The following is a 15,134-nucleotide window of genomic DNA, read 5'->3' as shown; positions in this document are numbered from 1 at the left end:
AGCGCCCGCTCAGCGGACGAGCGGCACCCGCACCTCGACCCGGGCGCCGCCCAGCTCCGAGTCGCCGACGACGACCCGTCCGCCGTGGGCCCGCGCGATCCCGGCGACGATCGCCAGGCCGAGGCCCGACCCTCCGGCGTCGCGCGTCCGGCCCTCGTCGAGGCGGACGAAGCGCTCGAGCACCCGCTCGCGCTCCGCCGCCGGGATCCCCGGCCCGTCGTCGTCCACCGCGAGCACCGCCTCCGCTCCGTCGATCCGGGTCGAGAGCGCCAGCTGCGAGGAGCGGTGCCGCACCGCGTTGTCCACCAGGTTCCGCAGCGCCCGCGAGAGCAGGGCCTCGTCGGCCACCGCCTGCACGGGCGAGATCCCGCTCGCGTCGACCCGGGCTCCGGAGTCGCGCAGGCGCCGCACCTCGCCGAGGGCGAGATCGTCGAGGTCCACGGGAGCCGCCGCCACGGCCAGGCGCGCCTCGTCCGCCCGGGCGAGCAGCAGCAGGCCCTCGATCAGCCCGCCGAGCCGCACCGACTCCTCCGCGACCGTCCTCGCCAGCCGGGCGGAGTCGAGCCGGTCCGGGTGCGCGAGCGCCACCTCCGCGGTCTGACGCAGCGCCGCGACGGGGGAGCGCAGCTCGTGCGAGGCGTCCGAGACGAAGCGCCGCTGCCGCTCCTGCCCGCTCTGCAGCCGATCGAGCATCCGGTTGAGGGTGTGCGCCAGCCGGTCGACCTCGTCGCCGGAGCCGGGAGCGGCGATCCGGCGGTCCAGGGCGGAGGAGGTGACCGCCTCGGCCTCCTCGCGCATCCGCTCCACGGGGCGCAGCGCCCGGCCGACGACGACGGCGCACACCACCGCCACCAGCGCGATCAGCAGCGGGACGGCGACCGCGAGCAGCCCGATCGTCGTGGACACCGCCTCCTCGCGGCCCTCGTCGGGCACGCCGACCACCACGAGGGAGTCGTCGTCGAGCTCGCGGGCGGCGACCACCACCGGCCCCTCGTCGTCCACGTCGACCGTGACCGGGTCGTCGCTCTCGGCCAGCGCGAGCGGAGGGAGGTCCTCCGCGTCCTCGCCCGCGGCGGCGACCCGCCCGTCGACCACGAGCTGGACCAGTCCCTCCGAGCCGCGGACGGCCCCCGGGCCGCCCTGCTCGACCAGCGCCGCGACCCGCTCCGCCTCGGCGTCGGCGGCGGAGGCGGCGCTCGAGGCGAGCACGGAGGAGAGGACCAGGACGAAGAGCACGCTCCCGAGGAGCGCGGCGGCGGCCACCACGGCGGTCGCGGCCGCGGTGATGCGGGTCCGCAGGCTCCGGCGGCTCACCCGGCCACCAGCGTGTAGCCCGCCCCGCGCCGGGTGCGGAGGGTGTCGCGGCCGAAGGGCCGGTCGATCTTGTTGCGCAGGGTGCGGACGTAGACCTCGACGATGTTCGGGTCGCCGTCGTAGTCGAAGTCCCAGACGGCTCCGAGGACGTCGCGCTTGGAGACGACCTCGCCCGCCCGCGAGACGAAGTACTCGAGGACGCTGAACTCGCGCGCGGTCAGCGGCACGGCGACTCCGCCCCGCTCGACGCTCCGGGACGCCGGATCCAGCACGAGATCGCCGACGACGCGCACCGTGGGCCGCTCGGCGGCTCCGCGGCGGATGAGGGCGCGCAGCCGCGCGACGAGCACCGGGAACGAGAACGGCTTGGTGAGGTAGTCGTCGGCGCCGGTGTCGAGGGCCTCGACCTGGTCGAGGTCGCCGTCCTTCGCGGTGAGCATCAGGATCGGAGTCCAGTCCTCGGCGGCGCGCAGCCGCTCGCAGACGCGGTAGCCGCTGACGTCCGGGAGCATCAGGTCGAGGACGATGGCGGCGTAGTCGGCCTCCTGCGCGTACCAGAGGGCGTCGGTGCCGGTGGTCGCGGTGTCCACGGCGAAGCCCTCGGCCTCCAGGCCCGTCTCGAGGGCGCGGAGCAGGTTGATCTCGTCGTCGACGACCAGGATGCGGATGGCGGCCTCCCCGGGCTCGGCGCGCGGGGCCCCGCGCGAGCCCAGGCTAGCCGCGGCCCCGCTGAAGCCCGCCTGAAGCGCCGGCGGACCACCGCGTCCCGCCGAGGCGCCGGCTCCCCGCCGGGACACCGGCCGGAGCGCGGTGTCCCGGCGGGACGCGCGGCGCCCGGGCGCGAGCGCGGGTCACTCGTCGCGGTCGGTGTACTCGCCCTCGCCCTCGGCGGAGGTGCCCGCGGCGCTGGTGTCGACGTAGCTGCCCTTGTCGGCGGTGCTCTGCTCGTTGACCGAGGTGTCGACGTAGCTGCCCTCGGCCTCGCCGGCGGTGTGCGAGACGCCCTCCGTCGAGGTGTACTCGCCGCCCTCGGTGTCCTCGGTGCTCGTGCCCTCGGCGACGTGACGGCCGTGGCCGACGGTGTGCTCGTCGTGACCCTCGTGGTGGTCGTGGTGCTCGTGACCCTCGTGGTGCTCGTTGTCGTGGTCGTGGTGGGCCATGGCGGCCTCCTCGCTTCGTCGCGTCGGTGCGCGGTCGGATCCGCCGCGCTCGCTCCGAGACTTCTGCATCGGGGGCGGGGGTGCAAGACGTGGCGGCTGCACATCCGTGCCGCGCAACTCCTACCGGCGCCGGATCCGTCCGCCTAGCCTCCGAGGATGAGCAGACCCCCTCGCACCCGCTGGAGCGTCATCGGCCAGCTCGGCCCGGCCTTCGACGACGGCGGTCCGATGCTGCTGGTCGAGGCCCGATCGGCGTTCGGGCGCCGCCCGATGCACCGCGCCAAGGCGCAGCTGCTGCTGTCGGCGCTCCGCCACCGCGCCCGCGAGCTCGGGGACCGCGCCGAGTACGTCCGCTCCGAGACCTTCAGCGAGGCCCTCGCCGGGCGCGACGACCTCGAGGTGATCGACCCGCCGACCCGCGGCGGCCGCCGCCTCGCCCGCAGGCTCGGCATGAGCGTCCTGCCCAGCCGCGGCTTCATCACGGCCGAGGAGGACTTCCGCGAGTGGGCGCTCTCCCGCTCGGGCAAGCGCCTGCTGCTGGAGGACTTCTACCGGTGGAGCCGCGAGCGCACCGGCGTGCTGATGCGCGGCGACCAGCCCGAGGGCGGCCGCTGGAACTACGACCACGACAACCGCCAGCCTCCGCCCAAGGGCGCCTCCCGGCTCGGCCTGCCGGACCCGTGGTGGCCGGAGGAGGACGACATCGACGAGGAGGTGCGCGCCGACCTCGCGCGCTGGGAGGCCGAGGGGGCGGTCCGCCTGGTCGGCGCCGACGGTCCGCGCCGCTTCGCCGCGACGCCCGCCGAGGCCGAGGCGGCGCTCGCTGACTTCGTGTCGTCGCGCCTGGGCGACTTCGGGACCTACGAGGACGCGATGCTCTCGGGCGACTGGACGATGGCGCACTCGCTGCTCAGCGCCCCGATGAACCTCGGCGTGCTCGATCCGCGGACGGTCGTCGAGGCGGCCGAGGCGGAGTACGCCGCCGGGAGCGCGCCGATCGCGGCGACGGAGGGGTTCATCCGCCAGATCCTCGGCTGGCGCGACTACGTCTGGAACCTGTTCTGGCACCTCGGGCCGGAGTACCGGAACCGCAGCCGCGCGCTCGGCGCCTCCACGCCGCTGCCCGCCGAGCTGCTGACCCTCGACCCGAGCGGCATCGAGGCGAACTGCCTGCACGAGACGCTCGACGACGTGCACCGGCACGGCTGGGCGCACCACATCCAGCGCCTGATGGTGCTCGGCAACTGGGGACTGCAGCGGGGGTGGGATCCGGCGGAGCTCAACGACTGGTTCGTGGACGTCTTCGTGGACGGCACGGAGTGGGTGATGCCGGCGAACGTGATCGGAATGTCCCAGCACGCCGACGGCGGCGTCGTCGCGACGAAGCCGTACGCCTCGGGCGGCGCCTACATCAACCGGATGTCCGACTACTGCGGCGGCTGCCGCTTCGACCCGAAGGTGCGCCTGGGCGAGAACGCCTGCCCGGTGACCGCGGGGTACTGGGCCTTCCTCGACCGGGCCGAGCCGGTCCTCCGCGGCAACCACCGGATGGCACAGCCCCTCGCGGGCCTGCGCCGCCTCGCGGACCGCGAAGCGGTGGTCGACCAGGAGCGCCTGCGCGAGACGTACTGACGCGGGGTCGGCGGCACGCCCGCCGCTACTCCGCGCGCACGAAGCGCGACACGGTGACCGCGACCGTCACCGCGGTCGTCCCGTCCACCGCCGCGAGCCGCGCGTCCAGCGCCTCGGGATCCACGTGGTGGGCACTCGGCCCCATCAGCACCTCGGCGCGCAGCTCGTCGACGCTCATGAGCACCGTCGTGTCCAGCTCGATGCGCTCCCCGAGCGCGAACCCCGCCAGCTGCTCGTCGAGCCGCTCCGCCTTGCCGGCGTCGATGCCCAGCATCCCGAACCGCTCGCGGATCTCGTGCAGGTGCCTCTCGCGCGGAGTGACGACGACGGCGACGCCGCCCGGACGGAGCACCCGCCGCATCTCCGGGGCGTTCCGCGGCGCGAAGACGGTGAGCAGCGCGTCGGCGGAGGCGTCGGCCAGCGGGAGGGGCTGCCAGAGGTCCGCGGTCGCGATCGCCGCCCGGGGGTGCGCGCGGGCGGCGCGGCGGGCGGCCGGGGCCGAGAGGTCCAGGCCCAGCCCGTCCGCCGCCGGACGCGCCTCGAGCACGGCCGCGAGGTACGCCCCGGTGCCGCAGCCCAGGTCGACCACGAGCCGCGCGCCGGCGGGGACGGCCGCGGCGACCGCGTCCTGGATCACCCGGTAGTGGCCGGAGCCGAGCAGGTCGGCGCGGGCCTGCACCATCGCCGCGGTGTCGCCCGAGGTCGCGTGCCTCCCGCGCAGGAGCGAGGCGTAGCCCTGGCGCGCGAGGTCGGCGCTGTGCCCGAGGGGGCAGCGGAGCGAGGAGGGGCGGGGCAGCGCATCGGGGGCGAGCGCGCCGCCGCAGACCGGGCAGGCGAGGGCGGGCAGCACCGTCGATCCGGGTCGGGCGGCCGGATCGAACGCGCTCACTCCGCGCCGGGCGCGCGCGCCCGCATGGCGGTGACCGCCGCGTTCAGCGTCGCGATGGTCGGCACCGCGAACAGCGCCCCGGCGAGCCCGGCCACCTCGAGCCCGGTCGCGACTCCGAGCACCACGGCGAGCGGATGCACCTTCACGGCGGTCCCGAGGATGAGCGGCTGCAGCACGTGCCCCTCGAGCAGGTGCACCAGGATCACGACGCCGACCATCACCAGCGCGGCGACGGGCCCGCTGAACAGCAGAGCGACCAGTGCGGCGAGCGCACCGGTCACGATCGCACCGAGGATCGGGACGAACGAGCCGAGGAACACCACGATCGCGATCGGCACGACGAGCGGCAGCTGCAGCGCGAGCGCGCCGATGCCGATGCCGACGGCGTTGATCCCGGCGACGCCGAGCTGCGCGATCACGAACTGGCTGAGGGTCCGCCAGCCGGCGGCGCCGCCGCGCTCCATCGCGGGGCGCGCGCGGCGGGGGAGGAGGCGGAGGAACCAGTGCCAGATCCGGCGGCCGTCGAGGAGCAGGAAGATCAGCGAGAACAGGGTGAGGAGGGTCCCGGCGAAGACCTCGGCCAGCTGGGAGCCGACGGCGAGGGCCCCGGACGCGATCGTCGACGCCTGCGCGTCGGCCCAGTCGACCGCGCGCTGCGCCCAGTCCGAGAGCTGGACGTCCGAGAACGACAGCGGCGGGCTCCGCAGCCACGCCTCGACGCCGTCGACCGCGTCGAGAGCGCGCTGCCCCACTCCGCTGAAGCCGGAGCGCGACTGCACGATCACCAGCCCGACGAGGCCGGTCAGCAGGAGGAGCATCAGGACGATCGAGACCAGGACCGCGAGCGGGCGGGGGAGCCGCAGGCGCTCGAGCCGGTTCCGCAGCGGGGTGAGGAGCGCGGTGAGCAGCAGCGCGATCAGCACCGGCACGACGATCACGGGCAGCAGCGAGACGAGGCGGACGAGGAGGTAGAGGAGCCCGGCGACGGCGAGGAAGCGCCACGACCAGGCGGCGGCGATCCGCATCCCGGTCGAGACGTCGCCCGAGGCGTCGTCCGGCGAGTCCGAGGGGGCCGGAGCCGTGACCGCAGCCGGGGGAGCGGCGGCCGCAGGCGGACTCGCCGCCGTGCCGTGCCGCTCGTCGCGCGCTCGCCGTCCCCGCATGACCCCTCCGATCCTCTCGCAGTGTACGGCGGAGCGGCCGTCCGGGACCGGGAGTGAGCCCCGGGGGCGCCCCGCCTAGAGGGATCGGGGCGCCGGATGCGCCGGCAGCGGCTCGTCCGGAGGGCGGAACGCGCCGGATCGCGCCGTCTCCGCCCCGTTCCCCGCCTCGGCCGCGGGAGGCCGGTCCGCGCCGGTAGCGTCGCGCGGGTCGATGCCGAGCGAGGAGGGCGACGGATGCTGGAGGCGGTTCTCGCGATCGCCGCGTGGTGCGCGGGCGCGGTGCTCGTCGTCAGCGGCGCCCTGAAGCTCGGCCGCACGGAGCGGTTCCGGGCGAGCCTCGAGGCGCTCGGGGTCCCCCTCCTCCTCCGGCGCCGCGGCTGGTTCGCGGCCGCCTTCCCCGTCGTCGAGATCGCGCTGGGCGCCGCGGTGGTGCTGGCGCCCGCTCCGGCGCACCGTGCCGCCCTCGTGCCGGTGGCGCTCCTCGACGCCGTGTTCCTCGTCGTCGCCGTCCGCGCGGTCCGCGCGACGGAGGACGTCGACTGCGAGTGCTTCGGCGGGCTGGGCTCGGCGCGGATGACCGGACGCACCGTCGCGAGGAACGCGGTGCTGCTCGCGCTCGCGGTCGCCGGGGCCCTCGGCGGGCTCGCTCCGGCCGCGCTGCTCGGCGGCGGCGGTGCCTCGGCGGCGGCGTCCGGGCTCGCCGCCGCTCTCGCCGCGGTCTCGCTCGTGCTGGTGCGCGACCGCCGTGCGGCGTCGACGGCCGCTCGTGTCCGGGCGGCCGCCCGCCTGTCCGCAGCCGACAGGGAGTCCGCGCCGGGGCCCGAGCCCGAGGGCGACCTCTCGGCCGCCGACCTCGCGTTTTTCACGGTGGCCGGCGAGCTCCTGACGCTCGAGGAGCTGTCCCACCCGGCGACGCACCTCGTCTTCTTCTCGCCCTCGTGCGCCGCCTGCCACGAGCTCGTCGAGCGCTTCCGCTGGTGGCCTCACGGCCTGCGCCCGGGCGAGGAGCTGCTGCCCGTCCTCCTCGGCAGCCGCGAGGACTTCGCGGTGCACGCCGTCTACGGGCCGCTCGTCGACCACGCCCTCTACGATCCGGAGGGCCGCGTCGCCGCCGTCCTCGGCCGAGCGGGGACGCCGGGCCACGTGCTGCTCACGCCCGAGCATCCGCTCGGCGACGGCTGGACCTCGGGAGCCGCGTCGATCGAGGCGCGCGTGCTCCGGCCCGGATTCCTCGCCGAGCTGCAGGCGGGCGGCCCGGACCCGGCGCCGGCGGCGGGTGGCGCGGTACCGGCGGGGTGACGACGGCCGGCGGGCCGAGCAGTGCCGCCGGGCAGACGACGACCGACCGATGGCGGCCGGGCTCAGCGGCGCTCGAACTCGCCGGACATCGAGCCGTGCACGGGGTGGGCGGGATCGTCACCGACGGCGCGGGCGGGATCGTCGATCTCCACGGCGCGGGACGGGGCCTCCTCGTCGCTCGCCTCGAGGCCGAAGCCGTCCTCGAGCAGCTCCTGGGCGATGCGGCTCGACAGGCCGCTCCTCTCGCCCGGTCCGGGGTCGCTCTCCGGGTCGACGGGGGCGGCGAACGCCTGCTCGAGTCCGGACGCCGGCATCCCGGCGTCGTCGATCGAGTCGGCTCGCCCGTCGGAGGGTCCTCGTGCAGGTCTCGGCATGCGCCCGAGCGTAGAGGACGGGCCCCCGGAGGTCGACGCTCCGTCACGCACTGCCGGGCCGCCTGCGCGCCGGGTCAGTCGTGCAGCGACCAGGAGTGGGGAGCGACCTGGACGCCGCCGACGGTCGCCGTCTCGTCGCCGATGTTCAGCGCGAGCCGCGCGGTGCGTCCCTCCGGGCCCTCCGCCACGAGCATCACGGCGGTGTTGGAGAGGTCGACCGTGCGGGTGCTCGCGCCGACCAGCCACGGGTTCCGTCGGCGGAACGCGACGACCTCCTGGTGGGCCCGGTAGGCCTCCCCGCCCGGCCACTCGGCGGGATCGGCCGGGAACTCCGGGCGGATCGCGTCGTCGCCTCCGATCCGCTCCTCCTTGATGCCGCGCAGGCCCCGCTCGTCGCCGGAGTAGATGCTCGGCACGCCGGCGACGAAGCCGAGGATCGCCGTGGCGTGGCCGTGGTGGCGCTCGTCGCTGACGGCGCTGGCGATCCGGGTCACGTCGTGGTTGCCGACGAAGGTCAGGGGCAGGAACTCGCGGACGAAGTCGTCGTGGCGCTTCAGGGACCAGGCCAGCTCGAAGAGGTTCGCCTCCTCGAGGGAGTTGCGGACGGCCTTCCAGAGCTCGTACTGCGTGACCGAGTCGAGCCCCGACTCCCGCACGTAGCCGGTGTAGTCGCCGTGGATGACCTCGCCGACGAACCACGCGTCGGGGAAGCGCTGCCGCACCGGGTCGATCGCCGCGTGCCAGGCCGCCGGCGCGACCGCGTACGCCGCGTCGAGCCGCCAGCCGTCGATGCCCCGCTCGAGCCAGTGCGCGAGCACGGAGGACACGTGCTCCGCGACCTCGGGGTTCCCGTTGTCGAGCTCGACCAGGGCGTCGTGCCCCTCGAACACGTCGACGCGGAGGCCGTCGACCTCCTGCGACCGCTCGCTGCGGGAGAAGCGCGCCGCCTCGGGGGAGCCCTCGCCGGCCGCGACCGCGGCACGCCACCAGGGGTGCTCCCGTCCCACGTGGTTGAAGACCCCGTCGAGCAGCACCCGGATCCCGCGCTCGCGGCACGCGGCGATCAGCGCGTCGAGGTCGGCCTCGTCGCCGAGGCGGGGATCGATCCGGAAGTGGTCGACCGTGTCGTAGCCGTGGGTGGAGGAGGCGAAGACCGGCCCGAGCAGCAGCCCGTTGCAGCCCAGCGCCAGCAGGTCGTCGAGCCAGGGGAGCAGGGCGCGGAGGCGGTGCTGCGGCTCGTCGTCCGGACCCGGACCCTCCGACGCGCTCGCCTCGGCGCCCGTGAAGCCGAGCGGGTAGACGTGCCACCAGATCGCCGTCGAGATCCAACCGTCCGTCTGAGCCATCGTGGCCGTCCTCCCGGCCCGCTCGGGCGCGGGCCGCCGTCACTGTAGCGAGGCGGGCTGGACCGGAGCCGCGCCCGCTCACGGGCCGGGCCGCAGGGCGGTGATCCAGGCCAGCACGGCGAGGCCCGCCCGCACGGAGGCGGGAGCCGTGACGGAGCAGACGAGCAGCGCGAGAGCCGCGCAGGCGAGCCCGGCCACCGCGCTCCTCCGCTCGCCCGCCCACCGCAGCGCCCGCACGGACGCGATCACCGCGGCGACCGCCACGGCGACGGCGGGGAGGGCCCAGAGCGGATGCACGGAGGACGCGAGCGCGAGCAGGCCCAGCGCGAGCGCCGCGAGCCCGGGCTCGTACGGCCTGCGGGCGGGAGGGTGCCGCCGGGGAGGGCGGAGGAGGGCCGCGTCGGCCGGAGCGGGTGGAGGGAGGAGTGCCGTCGTCGTCATGAGCCGATCCTCGTCAGGCCGCGGGCCGCGCGGAGAGGCGATCGGCGGATCGGTGGACGAGGGGCGCCGAGCGCCTCCTGTGGAGGGACCGACTGGCGCGATCGGCGTCGTTCCGGGCGTCTCGAGGCCGGAATCGCCGGAGATCCGGGGCGGGGCTGGTAGGTTACCGACGGTCCGACCGGTTGAGGACGTCCGTCCCCGGCCGAGGACGATCCATCGAAACCAGCTGTTCCGACAGCGAGAACGTCCTGGGAGGACACTCCATGGCTGACAAGTCGCTCAACCGCACCGAGCTCGTCGCGAAGATCGCCGCCGACTCCGGCCAGAGCCAGGCCGCCGTCAACGGCGTCCTCGACTCGCTCTTCACCACCCTCGCCGACTCCGTGTCGAACGACGTGAAGGTCACCATCCCCGGCTGGATCGCCGTCGAGCGCACCTCCCGCGCCGCGCGCACCGGCCGCAACCCGCAGACCGGCGAGACCATCCAGATCGCCGCCGGCCACTCGGTCAAGGTCTCCGCGGGCACCAAGCTCAAGGCCGCCGCGAAGTAGTCGCGCCCTCCGACACGGCCCCGGCACTGCGCCGGGGCCGTCGTCGTCCGCGGACGCGGCTGCCGATCGTCCGCGGACGCGGCTGCCGATCAGCCGCGGAACGTAGGCTGGACCGGTGAATCGAACCGTCCGGATCGTCGGCCCTGCGCTCGTGCTCGTCGCCGCAGCGCTCGTCGCCCTTCTCGCGGCCCTGGCCTTCGGCGGGGGAGCCGCGGCTCCGCTGCTGAACGATCCCGGCCCCGTGGTCCGCTACGGCCTCCCGATCGCCAAGCTGGCCGTCAATCTCGGCGCCGCGGGCATGATCGGCTCGCTCGTGCTGACGCTGTTCGCGCTGAGCCCCCGCGCCGCCGCCGCCCGCGACGCCCGGTCCTCGTCCCGATCTTCGACCGCTCACGCCTCCTCCCGCAGCGGCCAGTCCTCCTCCCGCGCCGGATCGAAGCGCACCGCGGTCGCGCCCGCGCGCCCCGCGCCCGCCGAGGCCGCGCCCGAGCCGCGCACCGAGTTCTCGATCGCCCTCGATGTCGCCGCCGCCAGCGCCGCCTTCTTCGCGGCGGCCAGCGCGGTGACCGGGTTCCTCACCTTCCTCAACGTCACGCAGACGCCCCTGAGCCTCGACCGCGACTTCGGCACCAAGCTCAGCTACTTCATCGGCAGCATCGAGGTCGGCCAGGCCTGGCTGATCACGACCCTGCTCGCGGCGGTCGTCACCGTCCTCTGCTTCGCTGTCCGCAACCAGACCGCGCTCGTCTTCGTCACGGGCCTGGCCCTGCTCACGCTGCTGCCGATGGCGCAGCAGGGGCACGCGGCGGGAGCGAGCGGGCACGACGCCGCCGTCACGGCGCTGGGCCTGCACCTCGTCTTCGCGGCGATCTGGCTGGGCGGCCTCATCACCGTCATCGCCCTGCGGCCTCTTCTCGGCGGCTCCCGCCTGCTGCCCGTGATCGAGCGCTACTCCAGCCTCGCGCTCGTGAGCTTCGTCGTGGTCGCGGCGTCCGGCTACGTCAGTGCCGAGCTCCGGCTCGCCACCCTCGACAACCTGCTCACCGGCTACGGGATCCTCGTGCTGGTCAAGGTCGCGGCGCTGATCGCGCTGGGCCTGTTCGGCGTGCTCCAGCGCCGGTACCTCATCGAGCGGATGCGGAAGGCCGGCGGTGTCGGCGGCCGCAGCTTCTGGTGGCTCGTCGGCGCCGAGATCGCCTTCATGGGGATCGCGTCCGGAGTCGCCGCGGCGCTCGCGCGGACCGCGACCCCGGTCGACCAGATCGCCGCGAGCCAGCTCACGGATCCGACCCCGGCCCAGCTGCTGACGGGCGAGCCCCTGCCCCCGCCCGCGAGCGCGATGAACTTCCTCACGCTCTGGAACATCGACCTGGTCTGGCTCCTGGTCTGCTCCTTCGCCATCGCGTTCTACGTCGCCGGCGTGGTTCGCCTGCACCGCCGTGGCGACCGCTGGCCCCTGCACCGCACGATCCTCTGGATCGCGGGCATGCTCCTCCTGGTCTACATCACGAACGGCGGGGTGAACGCGTACGAGAAGTACCTGTTCAGCGCCCACATGCTCTCGCACATGGTCCTCACCATGGCGGTGCCGCTGCTGCTCGTCCCGGCGGCACCGGTCACGCTCATCGCCCGCGCCGCCGCCCGCCGCACCGACGGCTCCCGCGGCGCCCGCGAGTGGGTGCTGCTCGCCGTGCACTCGCGCTTCGCCACCGCGATCTCGCACCCGATCGTCGCCGCCCTGCTGTTCGTCGGGTCGCTCTGGGGCTTCTACTACTCCCCGCTGTTCCGCTGGGCCACCACGGACCACATCGGCCACGAGTGGATGATCGTCCACTTCCTGATCACCGGCTACCTCTTCGTCAGCGTTCTGATCGGAGTGGACCCGAGCGTGCACCGCGTGCCCTACGCGATGCGCCTGCTGCTGCTGCTGGGCACCATGGCGTTCCACGCCTTCTTCGGCCTCGCACTGATGACGGGGGAGGGGCTGCTCCTCGCCGACTGGTACGGAGCGATGGGCTGGGGCACCTCCGCGCTCGCCGATCAGCAGGCGGCCGGCGGCATCGCGTGGAGCATCGGCGAGATCCCCACCCTCGCGCTCGCGATCGTCGTCGCGATGATGTGGAGCCGCTCCGACGCCCGCGAGACCAAGCGCCGCGACCGCCAGGCCGACCGCACCGGAGAGGCCGAGCTCACGGCCTACAACGACCGCCTGGCCGCCCTCCAGAAGCGCGGCTGATCCGCGCCCGGGCCCCGGGGTCCCGGCGGGCCGCGGGTACAGTGGAGCGGTGACTCAGCCGACCCTCTCCGACGAGCAGCAGCGGGTCTTCGACCTCATCGAGAACACGCGCGAGCACCTGTTCGTCACGGGTCGCGCGGGCACGGGCAAGTCCACCCTGCTCAACCACCTGAGCTGGAACACCGACAAGCAGATCGTCATCTGCGCCCCCACCGGCGTCGCGGCGCTGAACGTCGGCGGCCAGACCATCCACTCGCTCTTCCGACTGCCGATCGGCGTCATCGCCGACTCCGACCTCGACCAGCCGCCCGAGCTGCGCAAGCTCCTCAACACCATCGACACGCTCGTCATCGACGAGATCTCCATGGTCAACGCCGACCTGCTCGACGGGATCGACCGCAGCCTCCGGCAGGCTCGGCAGCGGCGCTCCGAGCCGTTCGGGGGCGTGCAGGTCGTCCTCTTCGGCGACCCGTTCCAGCTCGCACCCGTGCCCGGCGATCCGGAGGAGCGGGCCTACTTCGCCGACCGCTACCGCTCGCTGTGGTTCTTCGACGCCCTCGTCTGGCAGGAGGCGCCGCTGCGGATCGTCGAGCTCGGCCGGATCCACCGGCAGAGCGACGAGCGCTTCAAGTGGATGCTCAACGCGGTCCGCTTCGGCATGGTGACGAAGGAGATCGCCGACGTGCTGAACGCGGCGGGCGCGCGGACGCCTCCGGCCGACGACGCCATCACGCTCGCGACCCGCAACGACACGGTCAACCGCATCAACCAGGCGGCGCTCGCGCGGCTGAAGGGCCCGCTGAAGACCGCGTCGGCCGAGATCAGCGGCGACTTCGGCGGACGCGCCTATCCAGCGGACCAGAACCTCGAGCTCAAGATCGGCGCGCACGTGATGTTCCTGCGCAACGACTCCGAGCAGCGCTGGGTGAACGGCACGATCGGCCGGGTGACGAAGGTCGCGGGGACGGTGTGGGTCGAGGTGGACGGCGAGGTCCACGAGGTCGAGCCCGCGACCTGGGAGCGCTACCGCTACTCCTACTCCGCCGCGACGAAGAAGCTGACCCGCGAGATCGTCGCCGAGTTCGCGCAGTTCCCGCTCCGCCTGGCGTGGGCGGTCACGATCCACAAGTCGCAGGGCAAGACCTACGACTCCGCCGTGGTCGACCTCGGGCAGCGCGCCTTCGCCCCCGGGCAGACCTACGTGGCGCTCAGCCGCATCACGAGCCTCGAGGGGCTCTACCTGACGCGGCCGCTCCGGCCGAGCGACATCATCGTCGACAAGGACGTGCTGCGCTTCATGTCCGAGCGGCGAGCCGAGCCGGCCGCCGTCGCGGAGGCGTCCGCGGACTGACGCCCCGCGGAGGACGTCGGAGCAGGCCCTCAGGCCGCCGCGCAGGTCCGGGCGAGATCGCGGAACAGCTCCGTCGTCAGCCGGTACGCCTCCGCGACCTCCGCGATGACCCGCTCGCGCTCCTCCTCGTCCCAGCCCGCGGCGTCGAGCTGCTCGCGGTAGGTGGCGCGGAAGGCCGACGGTGCGGCGATCTCGCCGAAGAGGAAGAAGCCGACGCCGTTGGTCTCGAAGCCGAACCGCCGCTGCAGCAGCCCGCGGACGATCGCGCAGCCGGAGAGGTCGCCGAGGTAGCGCGTGTAGTGGTGGGCGACGAAGCCGCCGCTCCAACCCGAGGCCACGGTACGGATCCGGTCGACGTAGGCGCTGGTCGAGGGCAGCGGGCGGATGCGCTCCCGCCAGTCCTCGCCGACGAGGAAGCGCAGGTCCTCCGCGATCGCGGGGAGCCGGGTGAGCTTGGCCGAGAGGAAGGGCTCCGCGACGGGATCGCTGGCCATGTCCTCCGCCACGGCCTCGAGGGCCTCGTAGACGAAGTAGTGCTGCGAGATGAGCGCGATGTAGTCGTCGCGGCTGCCGGAGCCGGTCATCAGCGAGGTCATGAAGGCGGCGCCCTCGTCGTCCGCGCCGGACTGCCCGATGCGCAGGCGCAGGGCCTCGGAGAACGGGATGACGTTCGACACGGTGGCCTCCCTCGGCGACTGAGGTCTGCCTTACCTTAGCCGAGCTGAGCCGCTGGGACCAGAGGCGTCAGTGCCCGTGTCCGCCGTCGACGACGGAGTGCATCATCCCGCCCATGTCGCCCGACCCGCCCGAGGAGGCGGCCATGGCGGGGGTGGCGAGGGCGGAGACGGTGAGCGCGCCGGCCAGGAGTCCGACGAGAGCTCGCGACGGCGAGACGGCCTCCTCCTCGACGCGCGGAGAGCGGAGTGAGACGGCCACCACGGCGACCGCGATCAGCTGGAGGGCCGCGGCGGCCAGCGCGGGGAGGGGCTCGGCGAGTGCGCCGAGGGCCAGAGCGAGGGCGAACGCCGCCAGGGAGGCGACCGCGACGACCAGCGCGGAGCGCGGCACGACGATCCGGCCGCGTGCCAGGACGAGGACCGCCCAGAGGATCTCGACGGCACCGAGCACTCCGATCACCGGGGCCTGCACGCCCTCGCCGCCGGCGGCGAGCGAGAGGTGGACGAGCCCGGCGCCGAGTCCGGCGAAAGCGGCGTTGCAGCGGGCCACGGTGGTCATGGCGGCTCCTTCGCTGGATCGGGGAAGAAGAGGAGGCCCCGGATCGACACACCGCATCGTGTCGTCCGGGGCCGTTCAGTCCGTCCGCCGCGGAAAACGGCGGGCCCACGGCGGACGGAGTAGAGGGGGGGCGGCGGGTGCC

The 15,134-nt window shown here is 74.4% G+C and carries 15 protein-coding genes; 5 read left to right on the top strand and 10 right to left on the bottom strand.

From position 1 onward, the window contains the following. Window positions 1-9: 9 nt before the first annotated feature. From C5C59_RS09980 to C5C59_RS17250, 3 genes are all read right to left on the bottom strand, one after another. Entirely contained in the window at window positions 10-1,314 is a 1,305-nt protein-coding gene (locus C5C59_RS09980) for a cell wall metabolism sensor histidine kinase WalK (protein ID WP_258062697.1), read from the bottom strand. After that, window positions 1,311-1,982, bottom strand: coding sequence for a response regulator transcription factor (locus C5C59_RS09975; protein WP_104238829.1), 672 nt, complete (start codon window positions 1,980-1,982; stop codon window positions 1,311-1,313). The genes C5C59_RS09980 and C5C59_RS09975 overlap by 4 nt, the downstream gene beginning before the upstream one ends. A 183-nt stretch (window positions 1,983-2,165) precedes the next feature. Beyond that, window positions 2,166-2,474, bottom strand: a complete 309-nt coding sequence (locus C5C59_RS17250; RefSeq protein WP_181134871.1) for a hypothetical protein — start codon at window positions 2,472-2,474, stop codon at window positions 2,166-2,168. Window positions 2,475-2,630: 156 nt separating this feature from the next. On the opposite strand from C5C59_RS17250, the gene C5C59_RS09965 reads away from it, so the two are divergent. Further along, window positions 2,631-4,106 (top strand): cryptochrome/photolyase family protein, encoded by a 1,476-nt coding sequence (locus tag C5C59_RS09965; protein WP_104238823.1) that lies wholly within the window; start codon window positions 2,631-2,633, stop codon window positions 4,104-4,106. A gap of 25 nt (window positions 4,107-4,131) precedes the next feature. Here the strand turns inward: C5C59_RS09965 and C5C59_RS09960 are convergent, their stop codons facing one another. After that, window positions 4,132-4,956 (bottom strand): methyltransferase domain-containing protein, encoded by an 825-nt coding sequence (locus C5C59_RS09960; protein ID WP_374953898.1) that lies wholly within the window; start codon window positions 4,954-4,956, stop codon window positions 4,132-4,134. 35 nt (window positions 4,957-4,991) lie between these two features. Next, complete coding sequence (locus C5C59_RS09955) at window positions 4,992-6,158, bottom strand: AI-2E family transporter (protein WP_104226121.1); 1,167 nt, start codon at window positions 6,156-6,158, stop codon at window positions 4,992-4,994. Window positions 6,159-6,392: 234 nt separating this feature from the next. Here C5C59_RS09955 and C5C59_RS09950 point away from each other — a divergent pair, with 234 nt between their 5' ends. Beyond that, the gene (locus C5C59_RS09950; protein WP_104238825.1) at window positions 6,393-7,457 is read left to right on the top strand and encodes a MauE/DoxX family redox-associated membrane protein; all 1,065 of its coding nucleotides are present in this window, start codon (window positions 6,393-6,395) and stop codon (window positions 7,455-7,457) included. Window positions 7,458-7,519: 62 nt separating this feature from the next. Here C5C59_RS09950 and C5C59_RS09945 read toward each other — a convergent pair whose 3' ends face one another. The 3 genes from C5C59_RS09945 to C5C59_RS09935 form a co-directional block, all read right to left on the bottom strand. Next, entirely contained in the window at window positions 7,520-7,831 is a 312-nt protein-coding gene (locus C5C59_RS09945; RefSeq protein ID WP_146082843.1) for a hypothetical protein, read from the bottom strand. 74 nt (window positions 7,832-7,905) lie between these two features. Further along, window positions 7,906-9,177 (bottom strand): alpha-amylase family glycosyl hydrolase, encoded by a 1,272-nt coding sequence (locus tag C5C59_RS09940; protein WP_104238827.1) that lies wholly within the window; start codon window positions 9,175-9,177, stop codon window positions 7,906-7,908. A 78-nt stretch (window positions 9,178-9,255) separates the two neighbouring features. Continuing rightward, entirely contained in the window at window positions 9,256-9,618 is a 363-nt protein-coding gene (locus C5C59_RS09935; RefSeq protein ID WP_104226124.1) for a hypothetical protein, read from the bottom strand. Between the two features lie 263 nt (window positions 9,619-9,881). On the opposite strand from C5C59_RS09935, the gene C5C59_RS09930 reads away from it, so the two are divergent. The 3 genes from C5C59_RS09930 (at window position 9,882) to C5C59_RS09920 (ending at window position 13,756) form a co-directional block, all read left to right on the top strand. Continuing rightward, entirely contained in the window at window positions 9,882-10,169 is a 288-nt protein-coding gene (locus C5C59_RS09930) for an HU family DNA-binding protein (RefSeq protein WP_056037903.1), read from the top strand. A gap of 115 nt (window positions 10,170-10,284) precedes the next feature. Beyond that, window positions 10,285-12,405 (top strand): bifunctional copper resistance protein CopD/cytochrome c oxidase assembly protein, encoded by a 2,121-nt coding sequence (locus tag C5C59_RS09925; RefSeq protein ID WP_258062695.1) that lies wholly within the window; start codon window positions 10,285-10,287, stop codon window positions 12,403-12,405. Between the two features lie 49 nt (window positions 12,406-12,454). After that, the gene (locus C5C59_RS09920; protein ID WP_104222908.1) at window positions 12,455-13,756 is read left to right on the top strand and encodes an ATP-dependent RecD-like DNA helicase; all 1,302 of its coding nucleotides are present in this window, start codon (window positions 12,455-12,457) and stop codon (window positions 13,754-13,756) included. A gap of 29 nt (window positions 13,757-13,785) precedes the next feature. Here C5C59_RS09920 and C5C59_RS09915 read toward each other — a convergent pair whose 3' ends face one another. Then, complete coding sequence (locus tag C5C59_RS09915; protein WP_104237607.1) at window positions 13,786-14,433, bottom strand: heme oxygenase (biliverdin-producing); 648 nt, start codon at window positions 14,431-14,433, stop codon at window positions 13,786-13,788. Between the two features lie 67 nt (window positions 14,434-14,500). Then, window positions 14,501-14,992: a hypothetical protein gene (locus tag C5C59_RS09910; protein ID WP_104237608.1), complete on the bottom strand. Its 492-nt coding sequence runs from the start codon at window positions 14,990-14,992 to the stop codon at window positions 14,501-14,503. Window positions 14,993-15,134: the final 142 nt, after the last annotated feature.

It is taken from the genome of Rathayibacter sp. AY1F4, assembly GCF_002931775.1.
In the GTDB taxonomy this organism is placed as follows: domain Bacteria; phylum Actinomycetota; class Actinomycetes; order Actinomycetales; family Microbacteriaceae; genus Rathayibacter.
This window is presented reverse-complemented; position numbering and strand designations above follow the sequence as displayed.